The organism is Pectobacterium punjabense (assembly GCF_012427845.1).
In the GTDB taxonomy this organism is placed as follows: domain Bacteria; phylum Pseudomonadota; class Gammaproteobacteria; order Enterobacterales; family Enterobacteriaceae; genus Pectobacterium; species Pectobacterium punjabense.
The window spans coordinates 2443384-2459669 of the sequence record NZ_CP038498.1 but is presented as its reverse complement, the minus strand read 5'-3'; the positions used below and the strand labels follow the sequence as shown (position 1 = coordinate 2459669).

General features: G+C 49.6%; 18 protein-coding genes. 11 read left to right on the top strand and 7 right to left on the bottom strand.

Annotation, left to right across the window (positions count from 1 at the left end):
• Both aztB and aztA read right to left on the bottom strand, forming a co-directional pair.
• Window positions 1–891: a zinc ABC transporter permease AztB gene (gene aztB / locus E2566_RS11090; protein WP_107169552.1), complete on the bottom strand. Its 891-nt coding sequence runs from the start codon at window positions 889–891 to the stop codon at window positions 1–3.
• Complete coding sequence (gene aztA, locus E2566_RS11085; RefSeq protein ID WP_107169684.1) at window positions 891–1616, bottom strand: zinc ABC transporter ATP-binding protein AztA; 726 nt, start codon at window positions 1614–1616, stop codon at window positions 891–893. The genes aztB and aztA overlap by 1 nt, the downstream gene beginning before the upstream one ends.
• 410 nt (window positions 1617–2026) lie before the next feature.
• On the opposite strand from aztA, the gene E2566_RS11080 reads away from it, so the two are divergent.
• From E2566_RS11080 to E2566_RS11065, 4 genes are all read left to right on the top strand, one after another.
• Window positions 2027–2620, top strand: coding sequence for a hypothetical protein (locus E2566_RS11080; protein ID WP_107169551.1), 594 nt, complete (start codon window positions 2027–2029; stop codon window positions 2618–2620).
• A 239-nt stretch (window positions 2621–2859) separates the two neighbouring features.
• Window positions 2860–3924 carry an MBL fold metallo-hydrolase gene (locus E2566_RS11075; protein ID WP_107169550.1) on the top strand — a complete coding sequence of 355 codons (1065 nt, stop codon included), beginning with the start codon at window positions 2860–2862 and terminating at the stop codon, window positions 3922–3924.
• A 378-nt stretch (window positions 3925–4302) separates the two neighbouring features.
• On the top strand, window positions 4303–4911 hold the full coding sequence (locus E2566_RS11070) for a hypothetical protein (protein ID WP_107169549.1): 609 nt from the start codon (window positions 4303–4305) through the stop codon (window positions 4909–4911).
• The gene (locus tag E2566_RS11065) at window positions 4908–5408 is read left to right on the top strand and encodes a surface-adhesin E family protein (RefSeq protein ID WP_107169548.1); all 501 of its coding nucleotides are present in this window, start codon (window positions 4908–4910) and stop codon (window positions 5406–5408) included. The genes E2566_RS11070 and E2566_RS11065 overlap by 4 nt, the downstream gene beginning before the upstream one ends.
• A 121-nt stretch (window positions 5409–5529) precedes the next feature.
• Here the strand turns inward: E2566_RS11065 and ychF are convergent, their stop codons facing one another.
• Window positions 5530–6621, bottom strand: coding sequence for a redox-regulated ATPase YchF (gene ychF, locus E2566_RS11060; protein ID WP_005968457.1), 1092 nt, complete (start codon window positions 6619–6621; stop codon window positions 5530–5532).
• Window positions 6622–6750: 129 nt separating this feature from the next.
• Entirely contained in the window at window positions 6751–7338 is a 588-nt protein-coding gene (pth, locus tag E2566_RS11055) for an aminoacyl-tRNA hydrolase (protein ID WP_107169547.1), read from the bottom strand.
• A 313-nt stretch (window positions 7339–7651) separates the two neighbouring features.
• Between pth and ychH the strand changes: the two genes are divergently transcribed.
• Window positions 7652–7921, top strand: coding sequence for a stress-induced protein YchH (gene ychH / locus E2566_RS11050; protein WP_107169546.1), 270 nt, complete (start codon window positions 7652–7654; stop codon window positions 7919–7921).
• Window positions 7922–8091: 170 nt separating this feature from the next.
• On the opposite strand, the gene prs is transcribed toward ychH, so the two are convergent.
• The 3 genes from prs to lolB all read right to left on the bottom strand — a co-directional run bounded on the left by prs (window position 8092) and on the right by lolB (window position 10676).
• Window positions 8092–9039, bottom strand: a complete 948-nt coding sequence (gene prs / locus E2566_RS11045; protein WP_005968468.1) for a ribose-phosphate diphosphokinase — start codon at window positions 9037–9039, stop codon at window positions 8092–8094.
• Window positions 9040–9176: 137 nt separating this feature from the next.
• Window positions 9177–10049 (bottom strand): 4-(cytidine 5'-diphospho)-2-C-methyl-D-erythritol kinase, encoded by an 873-nt coding sequence (gene ispE / locus E2566_RS11040; RefSeq protein WP_107169545.1) that lies wholly within the window; start codon window positions 10047–10049, stop codon window positions 9177–9179.
• A 3-nt stretch (window positions 10050–10052) separates the two neighbouring features.
• A complete protein-coding gene (lolB, locus tag E2566_RS11035; protein WP_107169544.1) occupies window positions 10053–10676 on the bottom strand; it encodes a lipoprotein insertase outer membrane protein LolB in 624 nt (207 codons plus the stop codon).
• Between the two features lie 232 nt (window positions 10677–10908).
• Here lolB and hemA point away from each other — a divergent pair, with 232 nt between their 5' ends.
• The 6 genes from hemA to kdsA all read left to right on the top strand — a co-directional run bounded on the left by hemA (window position 10909) and on the right by kdsA (window position 16275).
• Complete coding sequence (gene hemA / locus E2566_RS11030; protein WP_107169543.1) at window positions 10909–12165, top strand: glutamyl-tRNA reductase; 1257 nt, start codon at window positions 10909–10911, stop codon at window positions 12163–12165.
• Window positions 12166–12198: 33 nt separating this feature from the next.
• Entirely contained in the window at window positions 12199–13281 is a 1083-nt protein-coding gene (gene prfA / locus E2566_RS11025) for a peptide chain release factor 1 (RefSeq protein ID WP_107169542.1), read from the top strand.
• Window positions 13281–14126: a peptide chain release factor N(5)-glutamine methyltransferase gene (prmC, locus tag E2566_RS11020; RefSeq protein WP_107169541.1), complete on the top strand. Its 846-nt coding sequence runs from the start codon at window positions 13281–13283 to the stop codon at window positions 14124–14126. Before prfA ends, prmC begins: the two co-directional genes overlap by 1 nt.
• A 5-nt stretch (window positions 14127–14131) precedes the next feature.
• On the top strand, window positions 14132–14533 hold the full coding sequence (locus E2566_RS11015; protein WP_107169540.1) for a SirB2 family protein: 402 nt from the start codon (window positions 14132–14134) through the stop codon (window positions 14531–14533).
• Between the two features lie 2 nt (window positions 14534–14535).
• Complete coding sequence (gene sirB1 / locus E2566_RS11010) at window positions 14536–15345, top strand: invasion regulator SirB1 (RefSeq protein ID WP_005968481.1); 810 nt, start codon at window positions 14536–14538, stop codon at window positions 15343–15345.
• 75 nt (window positions 15346–15420) lie between these two features.
• Entirely contained in the window at window positions 15421–16275 is an 855-nt protein-coding gene (gene kdsA / locus E2566_RS11005; protein ID WP_107169539.1) for a 3-deoxy-8-phosphooctulonate synthase, read from the top strand.
• Window positions 16276–16286: the final 11 nt, after the last annotated feature.

Below are 16286 nucleotides of genomic sequence, written 5' to 3'. Positions count from 1 at the left end.
TTACTCCGTGCGGGAAGGGCGCGTGTTAACTAAGGATGCATGAGGACGGCGTCGGGCGTTTTTCATCATCGCCACGCTGGTTGAGAGCAGATAGAAAACGCCGTTGGCGAGAATAATGGCTGGGCCTGATGGTAGCGAATAATGGTAGGAGAACAACAGGCCGGAAATGCAGGCCACCATGCCGATCAACACTGAAACCAGACAAAGTGTGATGACGCGCCGAGTCCAGAAGCGAGCGGTGACGGCGGGGAGGATCATCAACCCCACCGACAGCAGCGTGCCCAACGCCTGGTAGCCTGCCACAAGGTTTATCACCACCAGCGTGAGGAACAGAAAATGAACCGCCGAGCCGAGCCGGGACACCGCGCGTAGGAACAGCGGGTCCAAACATTCAGCAATTAAGGCACGCCACAGCAGCGACAGTATTAGTAAAGAAACAGCGGACACCGAGGCGATCAGGATCAGCGCCTCTGCATTCAGCGCTAAAACGGAACCGAATAGAACATGCATCAAGTCGACGCTCGAGCCGCGTAGTGAGACGATAAGTACCCCGAGCGCCAGCGAGATAAGGTAAAACGCTGCCATTGAGGCATCTTCCTTTTGTACCGTTAACCGCGATACGATGCCGGCACCCAGTGCTACCACTAATCCGGCGACCATGCCGCCTATCGTCATCGGAATGATTTCCAATCCGTAGAGCAGAAAACCAATAGCGGCACCGGGCAGCACGGCATGGGACATGGCATCCCCTACCAGACTCATACGACGTAGGGTCAGAAATACGCCCACCGGACATGCGCTGAGCGACAGTAATAACGCACCCACTAGCGCTCGGCGCATGAAGCCAAATTCAACAAACGGGTTAATAAGCAGATCGTAAAGCCAGAGCATTATCGACCTCCTACTGCATACCGTACGGTATTATGCTGGCAGAAGACGGGCGAGTGCAGGCTATGTTCCATCACCCACTGGGTTTCTCCCCAGGCGACTACTGTACCGTTGACCATTAATGTCTCAGGAAAATGGCGAAGCACCAGTTCAGGGTCGTGGATCACTACGATGACGGTACGTTGTTGGGCGTGCCAGCTTTTAATCAGCGTCAGCATCTCTTGTGTGGTCGCGGTATCAATGGCATTAAAGGGTTCATCGAGCAAAATGATATTGGCATTCTGAACAATCACCCGTGCAAACAGAGCTCGCTGAAATTGCCCGCCAGACAGAGCACTGAGTGGCTTATTGTCAAAATTAGCTAGCCCGACGGTGGCAAGCGCCTGAGATATACGCATCCGATCGTCACGGCGATGCCAGCGTAATAAACCTCGATCCTGCCAGAGTCCCAGTGAGACCAGATCGCGCACGTTAGCAGGAAAGCTACGATCCAGTTCCGATAGCTGTGGCAGATAAGCAATACGGGCACCCGATGCGATTCGGCAGGCGCCTGATAGCGGCTGGAGTATTCCGGCAATCCCTTTCAGCAACGTTGATTTACCTGAACCGTTTGGCCCGACTACTGCTGTCAGGGAGCCTGTGTGTACCGAACCGCTGACAGCGCTCAATGCTGGATTTCCATCGTAACCGAGGGTCAGTTCTTCGATCTGTACTGCAAAATCCGTCATCTCACTCATGTTCCATTCCAGTTTTAACAATTGAAATGTTATAACGTTACATTAATGAATGTAAATATCTAAGACGCCTTTTGCTGCAAAAACTGAACACGGTATGAAAATTAACCCAATAAAAACGCACTAAGCGCAGGGAAAATTCCCTGATGATGTTTTTGATGACATCGAAATGTTTTATAACAGTAAATGTCGGCACGGTTTGAGTCGCCAGATTTCACTGGCTGAATATGAGCAACCGTATTATCAATGACTCGATGTTGCCTTAGCGGTGTTATTTCATTGGCAGAGATGTCGCTGTCGCGTTTAAACGTGGTAAAAAAGCCATAAAACTATCGACGTTAGCGTGATAAGAATTGCGAGTGGTGAGATAGAGTAATGCACACAATAAAGAGTAGGGGAATACAATGAAAATCAGTGTGATAAAGAAAGGGATTGCAGGGCTATTGCTGGTACTGCCGCTGTTCGGGGTTGCCGAGACAAAGGACCCAGATTTGTTCGTCGGCTATACCACTCAAGATCTTACCGATGCGTTACCTACGCGGTTGTTAAGTATGGTTCAGCGAGACAAAGTCGTCGATGCGCCAAACCACATGGTTCAGACCGAATATGTTGACCCTACGACAGGCAATAAGGCGCTGGTTTCATTGTTTATGTTGCCACCAGATAAAGATGGCACTATCCCGATTGCCTCTAAACCCAGCGATTTGGATGCGGTGATTGCCAGTACGGAAAAAGAGATGCTGCGTCAGCGTATCAAACCCGATCAGCGCGCGGGAAAAATTGACGATGCGACGCCTTTTCGCTGCTTACAAACGATTCTGAATAACAAGGTTCTGCATTCGCTGTGCTCGACGCTGATTAAAGGACGCGTACTGGAAGTTCAGGCGATCAATACCGTCGAAAACATTCAGGATGAGGTCGGGTTAAATAAAGTCATCGGACAACAGAACGAATTCGTTATCGGGATGGGAAAAACGCTGCTGGCGCTTAAAAAATAGCATTCAGGTGGCGCAGTATAAGAGAGGCGCCATCGATGAGATATCGCGGTTATTTCTCATCAAAGCCCTGAGCGAAGGCGAATGTCTTCGCTTTTTTTGCACCAAAAACCCCCCGATTCTCCCTTGCCATACTCTCTGCGTTCGTGCATAACTGCCAGAGCCAGAGAGTTGATGCCTGATATTATCATTACGAAAAAATACTCATTGTATTCATTACAAAACGACACCGGATAAACCCTATGCTTTTGTTACTCGTTTTGGTTGTAATCGTAGTCGCCATCTATGGGTGGTTAAAGCAGCCGCAATATGTTTCACCAGAGGTAAAACCTCAACCGGAAAACCCACTCTTTCACGATGGCGCATTTCATAACCCAGTGGCTCGCCCGACGGTCGATAGCCAGAACCGATTCGCGCTGCTGTACCGCTTTCTTTTCGAGAAAGACGCTGGCGCGTTGCCAGATACCCGTCTGCCATCGGAAAAAACCGATCTGCATCAGTTAAGCAAAGCGGATAACGTCATCATCTGGATGGGACACTCTAGCTACTTTATTCAATTGGAAGGGAAAACCTTTCTGCTGGACCCGGTATTTAGCGACAATGCCTCGCCCGTGCCGCACACCAATATCGCCTTTAAAGGTAGCAATGTGTACTCACCAGAAGATGTTCCCGAAATCGACTATCTGTTGGTTACTCACGATCATTGGGATCATCTGGATTACCCAACGTTGAACGCGCTACGCGGAAAAATCCGGCGTATCGTCACGTTAACTGGCGTAGGTTCCTATTTTGTAAAATGGGGTTTTCCCCAGGAAAGTATTACCGAAGGTGACTGGTTCAGTTGCCTGAAAGAGAGCGGGGTAGACATTCATGTGCTTCCTACGCAGCATTTTTCCGGTCGACTTCTTAAGCATAACCAAACGCTGTGGGGGTCATTTGCGCTGATCACAGCACGGCATCGCCTATATCTTGGAGGAGACAGCGGTTACGGTCCGCATTACAAAGAGATTGCCAAACGTTTGGGTGGGTTCGATATTGCGATACTGGAATGCGGGCAATACGATCGGGATTGGCCTCATGTGCATATGAAGCCGGAGGAGTGTGCGCAGGCAGCCAGCGATTTACAAACCAAGGCGGTATTACCGAGCCACAACAGTAAATTTAAGCTGGCGCACCACCGCTGGAACGATCCGCTAGAACGTATTTCACAGGCGAGCGAAAACCAGAGCTGGCGATTAATGACGCCCCGTATTGGTGAGTGCGTTCAGGTTGATAACCCGCAGCAGATTTTTAGTCAGTGGTGGTAACGGGGCAAGAGCGAGAGTTAAGTACATACTGTCGTTATCAATTGTCGGGGTTGTCGCCATCAACCAAACATTTTTCCACTCAGGCAATCAATGAATGCCCGGAGTTCAGGGGAGATGTCGCGGCTGGATCACATTATCCTGAACGTCATCAATAACCACGCCATCCATAGCGCATTGTTTTGATTGCCAGATGATTCCAGAATCCACGTTAATGAGAAATGTGTATAAAGACGTCGTTACAAGGAAAGTATTGCTGAGCACACTGGTGCTGATAGCAGGAAGCGGATACACATGACCGACATAATCGTGCAAATATAGGCTTTTTACTTCATGCGATACGATAACGTTATGATTTTATTTAAATAGTAAGGATACTTTATGAAACGTGTAGTTTTTCCTCTCGCCTTTCTGACATTCAGCGTGATGGGGCCAGTACAAGCCGAGTCTCTCCAGGAAAGTTTATTGCATTGTGATAATCGTTTCTTCAGCGAACTTTATGTCCAGCAGAAGATGTTCAGCGGATCTGCCCTACTGAAGACTGATAATAAACACCATGCCTGGTTTGTCCCTCCCAAAAATGGAGGAGACGTTATCTGGTTTTCCCAGCCAGTAAAATCTGACAACTTAGTGATTTCTGGCTATTTCATGCGTCAGAATGATTTAGATGAAATGGGAAAATATTACTTCTGGGGCTTGATTATTGATGGTTCAGCCACAGAGGTTGCTGCTGCTTTATCCAAAGCAAATTGGCAAAAAGCGGGAGATGAATATTTCGCTAATCCTATGATAAAACGCCCCGGAGACCAGATGTGGAAACATAACCCTGGAGCTGCAAGCGGTATTGCGCCAGCGAAAGGAAGTGTGGAAAAACTTGCCTTGTTAAGCGACAGCGGGGATAAAGCGCAATTACTATGCTCGGTACAAGGTAGTGTGACTGATGAGATTTTACTGCCTCTGCGCCCTGACCTGATAGGGAGCGAAAAATGATTAAGTCTTTTGGGCTATGTGCAGTATTAGCATTGCTGGCTGGCTGTACCAGCCACAGCCAACTGAAGAAAGAAAATGTAAATCCCCCTCCAGCAGGCGTGATTAAAATTATGGGCGACGAGCAAGTTCTGACCTTTGCGGATTTGCGTAATGTCTCAACTTATCAGGGTAATAACCGTCTTCGTCGGCTATATATGATCAATAACTATACCGAAAGTAAAAAGATCGGTAAAAACCCCGATGTTTATATCACGAGCTCCCGTGCTATTACCGTCATCAATTGTGACTCTCTTGAAAGGGCGGTATTCGAACGTGTCTATTTTTCGCAGCCTTATGCACTTGGTGATGTAATAACAATCGTGGACGAAATAGGGCAATGGGCTCCATTTCATAAGGAGTCAATGATGGGGCTTATCGCAGGGATGGTTTGCCAAATTGCGCCAGAACGATTGAAACCGGAACTACCAAAAGAAACACGCACACCAGTGCTAGGATAAAAAACACGGCTATAAATTGTTTATTTGTTTGTTAAGAAAAATCCACGCAATTGCGTGGATTTTATGGGGTTTGTCAGTCTTCATGCGATGCATTGAGATCGCATGAGACAACAAAATCAAATTAGACGTTGAACAGGAAGTTCATCACGTCGCCATCTTTCACAATGTACTCTTTGCCTTCTGAACGCATTTTCCCTGCTTCTTTCGCGCCTTGTTCACCTTTGTAGGTGATGAAGTCGTCATAGGCGATAGTCTGTGCGCGGATGAAGCCTTTTTCGAAGTCAGTGTGAATTTTTCCTGCGGCCTGTGGGGCAGTAGCACCGACAGGAATGGTCCATGCACGAACTTCTTTCACGCCAGCGGTGAAGTAAGTTTGCAGGTTCAGCAGCTCATAGCCCGCACGGATAACACGGTTCAGACCAGGCTCTTCCAAACCTAACTCGGCCATAAATTCTTCACGGTCGGCATCATCCAGCTCTGCAATATCTGATTCAACGGCGGCACAGACGGCTACGACGACAGAACCTTCAGCAGCAGCGATTTCACGCACTTTATCGAGGTAAGGGTTATTCTCGAAACCATCTTCGTTAACGTTGGCGATGTACATCGTTGGTTTCAGCGTCAGGAAACTCAGGTAGCGGATGGCTGCTTTATCGTCGTCACTTAAATCCAGCGAGCGCAGCATGCCTGCGTTTTCCAACTGCGGTAAGCATTTTTCCAGTGCAGCCAGTTCCGCTTTAGCATCTTTATCGCCGCCTTTGGCTCTTTTCTGCACGCGATGAATAGCGCGTTCGCAGGTGTCGAGGTCAGACAATGCCAGTTCAGTGTTGATGACTTCGATATCATCAGCCGGATCAACTTTATTGTTAACGTGGATGATGTTGTCGTTCTCGAAGCAGCGTACAACGTGGCCGATAGCTTCTGTTTCACGGATGTTGGTCAGGAACTGGTTGCCCAAACCTTCACCTTTGGATGCACCTTTTACCAAACCCGCGATATCCACAAATTCCATGGTGGTAGGAAGAATGCGTTGTGGCTTAACGATCTCAGCCAGTTTGTCCAGACGTGGATCGGGCATTGGCACTACGCCGGTGTTCGGCTCGATGGTACAAAACGGGAAGTTGGCCGCTTCGATGCCGGCTTTGGTCAACGCATTGAACAGAGTGGATTTACCGACGTTAGGCAGCCCAACGATACCGCATTTGAATCCCATGTTTATATCACCTTAAATAACTTATTAATCAGGCAATTACTTTCTTTTGCCTGTCAGAATGGAAATATTTCGGCCAATTATACACGGAATGGCGATTTATCTCGATCTGCCATCCGCATTATGAGCAGATTATGCCGCTTTGAAGGCATGCAAGCGGTTCATCGCTTTTATCATGTCTTCTTTCATCAGGATTTCTGTGCAGCGCACCGCTTCGTCAATGGCTCCATCGATCAGCGCTTGTTCACTCATCGGTGGTTTACCTAGCACAAAACCGGTCACTTTGCTTTTATCACCCGGATGGCCTATACCAATGCGTAAACGATGGAAATTCGGGTTATTACCCAATTTACTGATGATGTCCTTCAGTCCATTATGACCGCCGTGCCCACCGCCTAGTTTAAGTTTGGCAATCCCCGGTAATAAATCCAGTTCATCATGTGCAACCAGGATCTCATCAGGCTGAATGCGGTAGAAAGTGGCCATTGCCGCGACAGCTTTTCCACTTAGGTTCATGAAGGTAGTGGGAACCAGCAGGCGTACATCTTGCCCAGCCAGATTGAGACGGGCGGTGTAACCGAAAAATTTGCTTTCTTCTTTTAGCGACTGACGATAAGACTCTGCCAGACGATCGACAAACCAAGCGCCCGCATTATGGCGGGTGGCGGCGTATTCAGCGCCGGGATTCGCCAGGCCGACAATTAATTTAATGCTGCTCACGGTATATTCCAGATTACGTGCTTAAGCTTACACAGGGTAGCGTGATTATGAGAACGCTAGTTTACACACCGAGTAGGGGATAACCAAATCTCGGTATTGGGAGGTTAATATAATGTTATTTGTTTAGTTTGTTGATTATTGTGTTTTTTGTCTGTTTACTTATTTAAAAGTAAAAAAATATTAATCATTCCTTTTATCTGTGATCCCTCCCGCAATCATCCGAAAGCATTATTGTCTATAATTACATCAATAATAAGAAAGTAAACGGGAATGGCACTCCGATTCATCCACAGAATTAATCTGGAGGTGGCAGATGAAACGTAAAAACGTGACAGCATTGGGTAATGTGTTGATGGGGCTAGGTATGGTTCTGATGGTTGGCGGTTTTGCCTTCACTATCGCCAGTCAGTTCCCGAAACTGAATGTCCCTGAATATATGACTTATATTGATCTGGTAGGTATCTTTTCTGGCGCAATATTTTGGTTAGTGGGGGCGCGTGTTGGCGGGCGCGAAGAAGTCGCAGACCGTTATTGGTGGGTTAAACACTTTGATAAGCGTTGCCGCCGCCAGCATCACCCATAAGCGTTAATGAAGTTGAATGAACATTGAACAGAAAAGCCGCTGTAGCCTCGCTATAGTGGCTTTTTTCGTTTGTGCGTCAATCAAGGCATTACGCGTACAAATAAGAAAGCCACCTTATTACAGGTGGCTTCATCATTATCTTCCGCGATCGGTTACCCGGTCAGCAGTGATTAATGTTCAAACATCGCAGAAATGGATTCTTCGTTGCTGATACGACGAATCGCTTCGGCCAACATACCAGACAGCGTCAATGTCCGAACATTCGGCAGTGCACGAATGTTTTCCGCCAGCGGAATGGTATCGCAGACAATCACTTCATCAATGACAGAGTTTTTGATGTTCTCGTAAGCATTGCCTGAGAAAATTGGGTGTGTGGCATAAGCGAATACACGTTTAGCCCCACGTTCTTTCAGCGCTTCCGCCGCTTTGCACAGCGTGCCGCCAGTGTCGATCATATCGTCAACCAGCACACAGTCACGACCCGCGACATCCCCGATGATGTGCATCACCTGAGAAACGTTGGCTCGTGGACGGCGCTTGTCGATAATCGCCATGTCGGTATCGTTCAGCAGTTTAGCGATTGCACGGGCACGTACAACGCCACCGATATCAGGAGAAACCACGATTGGGTTTTCCAGATTCTGTTGCAGCATATCTTCCAGCAGGATCGGGCTACCGAATACGTTATCTACTGGCACATCGAAGAACCCTTGAATCTGCTCAGCGTGCAGATCAACGGTCAGAACACGGTCAACACCGACGCTGGATAGGAAGTCAGCAACAACTTTCGCGGTGATTGGCACACGTGCGGAACGCACGCGACGATCCTGACGGGCATAGCCGAAGTAGGGAATAACGGCGGTAATACGTCCCGCGGAAGCGCGACGCAGAGCATCGACCATCACAACCAGTTCCATTAGGTTGTCATTGGTGGGTGCGCAGGTGGACTGGATGATGAAAATATCACCACCGCGTACATTTTCATTGATTTGCACGCTGACTTCGCCATCGCTAAAACGACCGACAGCGGCGTCGCCAAGGCTAGTGTACAAACGGTTGGCAATACGTTGTGCTAGTTCCGGGATGGCGTTACCAGCAAAAAGCTTCATATCAGGCACGAGAAGAACCTCAGGCTTGCGTCCAGAGAAATATTGTACCTGCCAGGCAGGGAAGAGCAACAGGCACAATATGCATACGGGTGTATGAATTAAGTTTGATACAGACAGGCCGCACGGCAACCGGTGTGTATCAAAACCTAACGTTGCCCAGAAAGTTTACGTTGTAGCGGAGAGACGTTAACGCCTCGTGCGACAAAACCGTTTAACCATTCCGGGGCCTGGTCAAGCACCTGACGGGCTGCGAACTCGGTGTCAAACTCTGCAAACACACAAGCCCCCGTTCCAGTCAGGCGCGCCGGGGCATATTCTAGCAGCCATGAAAGTAGCTGTTCAACCTCACGAAAACGTTTTCTTGCGATAGCTTCACAATCATTGACGAAGGTCTGGTTTAATAAAGTTTCTAAATCACGAACTGGCGAATTTCGCGTCAACTCCGGATCGCCGAAAATTAACGGCGTGGCAATGCTCACGCCAGGGTGCGCTACCAGATACCATTTTTCTGGTGGATTCGCGGGTGTTAACTGTTCGCCGATACCTTCGGCAAAGGCGGCATGTCCACGAACAAACACAGGAACATCTGCACCCAGCTGTAACCCCAATTCAGCCAATGAATCAACACTCAACCCGCTTTGCCACAGATGGTTAAGGGCGACTAAAACAGTGGCGGCATTGGATGAACCACCGCCTAGCCCACCGCCCATTGGCAGGCACTTATCGATACGGATGTCTGCGCCGCGCTGGATGGCGAGAATATTATGGTGTTCGCAGTATTGCTGTAGTAAGCGTGCGGCGCGAACGATCAGATTTTGCTCGTTATCGACACCCTCTACCGGTGTAAGCAGATTAATCTCATCGTCATCACGTGACTGAATCGTCAGCGTATCGCCATAATCCAGAAACTGAAATAGCGTTTGCAGCAGGTGATACCCGTCCTGTCTCTGGCCAGTAATGTAAAGAAACAGATTCAGTTTTGCAGGGGCAGGCCATGTCTCGGTAACCGTTGGTTGCATCGCTTATTTAACCATCCAGTTATTCATTTTCAGCTTAATACGCTGTTCCCCCTGGACGAGTTCCAGACTGGTTGGGAGTGGCGGCGTTAGCTCAGTGTTGTAGCTTTGATAGCTGACATTCCAATTTTGATTACCCTGCCGATAGGTGATGGTTTTCAGCAGATAGCGTTCATCCAGTGTGAATTCGGTGGCATCACCCGGTATACCCAGTATCCATTGGCGTAGATTATTCAATGGTATTGCCATGCCGGTCAGTTGCTGAATCATGTATTCGGCATCTTTACCCACATAACGTTTGCCTTGATTGTCGGTGATTTGCACGCCGTCAGGTTGGGCTCGTAGTTCTAATTCAGTGCTGCCGAGTGGATTGGTCAGCAGCAGTCGATAACGCTGTGGCGGAGTGTCCTGCCAGAAAAAATTAGCTGATACTCTTTTGCTATCGGAGATATAGGCAAAAGCGCCGCGGGTTTGATATTGGCTGAGTTGCTGTACTTTTTGCTGATGCTGTTGCCACTCTGGCGATGTAGGACTTGTCCCCGTTTGAGTCGGTTGATTAATACTACAGGCGGCGAGCAATACGCTGGCTAAAGGCAGTAAACGCAGGCATCGGACGGTTTTGGTTGGCATGTCGGTCGTATCCTGTAAATGAATGCAGTTCGTGAAATACGTCACGCTAACGGGCTTACCGCTCAGCGTCAATGATTGTTATTGATTAATGACGTTTATTGTTTTTTGTCAAAAAGTGACTACCTCAGACGAGGTGTATCACGTGCTGTCGCTTTTCTTGCACCCCTGCATCAAGTAGAATGCGACTCAAACGAAATCCATACTAAGACCGGTATTACTCAGAAACAGCCTAATGACCCTGCTTGCGCTTGGTATTAATCACAAAACCGCACCGGTTTCTTTGCGTGAACGCGTTGTGTTCTCACAAGATAAACTCGGCGTGGCCCTCGACAGTCTGTTACAGCAACCGCTGGTGCAGGGCGGCGTTGTGCTGTCTACCTGCAATCGCACGGAACTCTATCTTAGCGTTGACGAACAGGAAAACCAGCGTGAGCAATTGATTCGCTGGCTGTGTGAATATCATCAATTGCGTCCGGAAGAGGTTAACGACAGCCTGTACTGGCATCAGGGTAACGCGGCAGTTAGCCATCTGATGCGCGTTGCCAGCGGTCTGGATTCTTTGGTGCTAGGCGAACCGCAGATTTTAGGGCAGGTGAAGAAGGCGTTTGCCGAATCACAGCGTGGTCATTCTCTGTCCAGCGAACTGGAGCGGTTGTTCCAGAAATCCTTTACCGTCGCCAAGCGCGTGCGTACAGAAACGGATATTGGTGCCAGCGCGGTATCGGTAGCGTTTGCTGCATGTACGCTAGCGCGGCAGATTTTTGAGTCACTGGCGGATGTCACGGTGCTGTTGGTGGGAGCAGGAGAAACCATTGAGCTGGTTGCTCGTTATCTTCGCGAGCACAACGTACAAAAGATGGTGATTGCGAACCGCACTCGTGAACGCGCACAGGCGTTGGCAACGGAAGTGGGGGCTGAGGTCATCACGCTGGCAGAACTGGATGAACAACTCGTTCATGCCGATATCGTGATCAGCTCAACGGCAAGTACGTTGCCGATTATCGGAAAAGGAATGATGGAACGGACGCTGAAAGCGAGACGGAATCAGCCAATGCTGATGGTGGATATTGCGGTTCCACGTGATATTGAACCGGAAGTCGGCAAACTGCCGAACGTTTATCTCTACAGCGTGGACGATCTGCACGCGATCATTCAGCATAACCTCGCTCAGCGCAAAGCGGCGGCGGTGCAGGCTGAATCCATCGTGCAGCAAGAAAGCTCCGATTTTATGGCGTGGCTGCGTGCGCAGTCAGCGGTGGAAACGATCCGCGATTATCGCGCTCAGGCCGATGAGCTGCGTACGGAAATGACGGCCAAGGCGTTGGCTGCCATCCAACAAGGCAATGACGTTGAAGCGGTGATTCAAGAATTGACACACCGTTTGACCAACCGTCTGATTCACGCGCCGACCAAATCCCTTCAGCAAGCCGCTCGTGACGGCGATCAAAACCGATTACAAATTTTACGTGACAGCCTTGGGCTGGACTAGCATTCATCTCTATTACAGGATTTAACCGCCCGTATGAAGCCTTCTATTGTTGCTAAACTGGAAGCGTTACAAGAACGCCATGAAGAAGTCCAGGCGTTACTCGGTGAGCCCAGCGTCATCGCTGATATGGATCGCTTTCGCGCATTGTCGCGAGAATATGCTCAGCTTACGGACATTACCCGCTGTTTCCAGCAATGGCAGCAGGCGCAAGAGGATCAGCAGACCGCCGAAATGATGTTGGACGATCCCGAAATGCGTGATATGGCCCAGGAAGAACTGAAAGAGGGTAAAGCGACGATTGAAGCCCTGGAGCAGCAGCTTCAAGTCCTATTGTTGCCGAAAGATCCTGACGATGAGCGCGGCTGTTTCCTTGAAGTGCGCGCGGGAACCGGTGGTGACGAAGCGGCGATCTTTGCTGGCGATCTGTTCCGTATGTACAGCCGTTATGCCGAATCACGCCGCTGGCGCGTCGAGGTTGTGAGTGCCAGCGAGGGCGAACATGGCGGCTATAAAGAAGTCATTGCCAAAATCTCTGGTGACAGCGTGTACGGCCAACTTAAGTTTGAATCTGGCGGCCATCGCGTGCAGCGCGTTCCTGCTACGGAATCTCAGGGACGTATCCATACATCAGCGTGTACCGTCGCCGTCATGGCGGAAGTGCCGGAAGCGGAGATGCCAGACATCAACCCTGCTGATTTACGCATCGATACTTTCCGCTCTTCTGGCGCGGGCGGTCAGCACGTGAATACCACCGATTCCGCTATCCGTATTACCCACTTGCCAACCGGTATTGTTGTGGAATGTCAGGACGAACGTTCACAGCACAAGAACAAAGCTAAAGCGCTGTCTGTGTTGGGCGCGCGCATCCGTGCGGCTGAAGTGCAAAAACGGCAGTTGGAAGAAGCGTCAACGCGCCGTAACCTGCTCGGTAGCGGCGACCGTTCCGACCGTATCCGCACTTACAACTTCCCGCAGGGAAGGGTGACCGATCACCGCATTAACCTGACGCTTTACCGTCTGGATGAGGTTATGGAAGGAAAATTGGATACGCTGATCCAGCCGGTAGTGCAGGAATATCAAGCCGATCAGCTTGCTGCGTTGTCCGAGCAGGAATAATGACGTATCAGGATTGGTTCGTTTCTGCGATGACGCAGCTCGCAACGGGAGAAAGCTCAAAGCGAGATGCGGAAATTCTGCTGGGCTTTGTAACTGGCAAGTCTCGTACATTCTTGCTGGCGTTTGGTGAAACTGAGCTAAGCGCTGCTGAACAGCAGCAGTTGTCCGAGCTGCTGGCGCGTCGTGAACAGGGCGAACCTATCGCTTATTTAATCGGTGTGCGCGAGTTCTGGTCACTGCCGCTGGCCGTGTCGCCCGCCACGCTGATTCCTCGTCCTGATACCGAATGTCTGGTCGAGCAAGCGCTGTTGCGTCTGCCACAAACGTCGTGTGATGTGCTGGATTTAGGCACTGGAACCGGCGCGATCGCGTTAGCGATTGCCAGCGAACGGCGCGATTGCCGGGTGACGGGTGTCGATCTTCAACCGGAGGCTGTGGCGTTAGCGACGAAAAATGCCCAGCAATTAAGGCTCGATAACGCTCGTTTCTTGCCCGGAAGTTGGTATTCACCGCTCGATCGCATGCGCTTTGCGCTTATCGTCAGTAATCCACCGTATATCGATGCCGACGATGTGCATTTGTCGCAGGGGGATGTTCGTTTTGAACCTGCCAGCGCCCTGATTGCTGCCGACAACGGGTTGGCGGATTTACGCATCATTATTGAATCTGCCCCACACTATTTAGAGGTCGGTGGCTGGCTGCTGTTGGAACATGGCTGGCAGCAGGGCGACGCGGTGCGCCAGCTATTGCAGGCGCGAGGATTTACACAAATAGCAACGTGTCAGGATTATGGTGGCAACGATCGTGTGTCGTTAGGGCGCTGGTTGGATACCATCAATTATTAGGAGCAATGGACGTGATAACTCTTTACCCAGCCACGATATATCTGCATCTGGCAACGATTGGCATCAGTATTTCCCTGTTTGTCATCCGTTTTTTCTGGCTGTGTCGGCAATCGCCTCTGCTGCAACAGCGTTGGGTTAAAATTCTACCGCATATTAACGATACCTTGTTATTGATCAGCGGTATTGGTTTAATCATTCAGAGTCACACTTATCCGTTTACGCCGGAGCAAAGCTGGCTGACGGAAAAACTGTTTGGCGTTATCATTTATATCCTTCTTGGCGCTATCGCCTTGGGGAAACGCCCCCGTAGCCAGAATGTTCGCGGGCTGGCGTTTGTATCTGCTTTAATATGCTTTGGTGTGGTCGTGCTGCTGGCACTGACCCAGTCACCGTTGCTGATGGAATAATTATGAGTGCTATTGCTGATTTTGAATTCAACCAGTCACTGCTAAGTGATGGTGTCGTGTTGGTTTCACAGGCTATTCGCCGCGACTTTCCCGCTCAGGATGTGCGGCAAAATCTGCAACAGCTGGTTGAGAGCGCCCGGGCTGTTATTCCTGACGACCTTGAGCAAGATCTTCAGCTTGAAAAACTGATTGAGCTGTTTTATCACACGTGGGGATTTGGCGGAGCTGGCGGCGTTTATCGCCTGTCTGATGCGCTATGGTTGGATCAGGTGCTGGAATCTCGTCAGGGCATGCCCGTGTCACTTGGTATCATTTTCCTGCATATCGCAAACGAACTTGGCCTACCGCTGATGCCGGTGATTTTCCCGACGCAGTTGATTCTACGTGCCGACTGGCTCGATGAAGAGATGTGGCTGATCAATCCACTTAATGGCGATACGTTAAGTGAGCACGTGCTGGAAGTTTGGCTGAAAGGTAACATCGGACCGTCAACCCGTTTGCTGGATGAAGATCTGGATGAAGCGGAGAATGTCATGATCGTGCGTAAAATGCTCGATACGCTGAAAGTCGCGTTGATGGAAGAAAAACAGATGGAATTGGCGTTGCGAGCCAGCGAAGCGGTGTTGCAATTTGACCCGGATGATCCGTATGAGATCCGCGATCGCGGTCTGATTTATGCTCAGTTGGATTGTGACCATATTGCACTGTCAGACCTCAACTATTTTGTTGAACAGTGCCCTGAAGATCCCGTGAGTGAAATGATAAAAGTACAGATTCATTCGATAGAGCAGAAACAGATTGTCTTGCATTAAAAAAATAGTCTTACATTAAGAAACCGTTTTGCAGTAATGCAGCGTTAATTTATTTCCCGACATGAAGGTAAAAGTATGACGAATAAAGTGGTCAAGATAGGGGATATCCCCGTTGCCAACGATCTGCCTTTTGTGCTTTTTGGCGGCATGAATGTTCTTGAATCACGCGATCTGGCGATGCGCATTTGTGAGCATTACGTCACGGTCACGCAGAAGTTGGGTATTCCTTACGTGTTCAAGGCGTCATTCGATAAGGCTAATCGCTCCTCGATTCACTCTTATCGTGGTCCTGGCCTAGAAGAAGGGATGAAAATCTTCCAGGAGCTGAAACAGACCTTCGGTGTAAAAATTATCACTGACGTGCATGAAGCGCATCAGGCGCAGCCCGTTGCTGATGTGGTTGATGTGATCCAGCTTCCTGCATTTTTAGCACGCCAAACCGATCTGGTCGAAGCGATGGCGAAAACTGGCGCGGTAATCAACGTGAAGAAACCACAGTTCGTCAGCCCAGGTCAGATGGGGAACATCGTCGATAAGTTCATCGAGGGTGGTAACGATCAGGTGATTCTGTGCGACCGCGGCAGCAACTTCGGTTACGACAATCTGGTTGTTGATATGCTGGGCTTCAATGTTATGAAGCAGGTTTCTAACGGTGCGCCGGTAATTTTTGACGTTACGCATGCGCTACAGTGTCGTGATCCGTTTGGTGCGGCATCCGGTGGCCGCCGTGGGCAGGTGACTGAACTGGCGCGTGCTGGGATGGCGGTAGGTTTGGCGGGACTGTTTATTGAAGCTCACCCCGATCCTGCTAATGCGAAATGTGATGGTCCATCCGCACTGCCGTTAGATAAACTGGAACCGTTCCTGCAACAGATCAAAGCGATTGACGATCTGGTGAAAAATTTCCCAGAGCTGGATACCAGCAAATAATCTGTCGTATT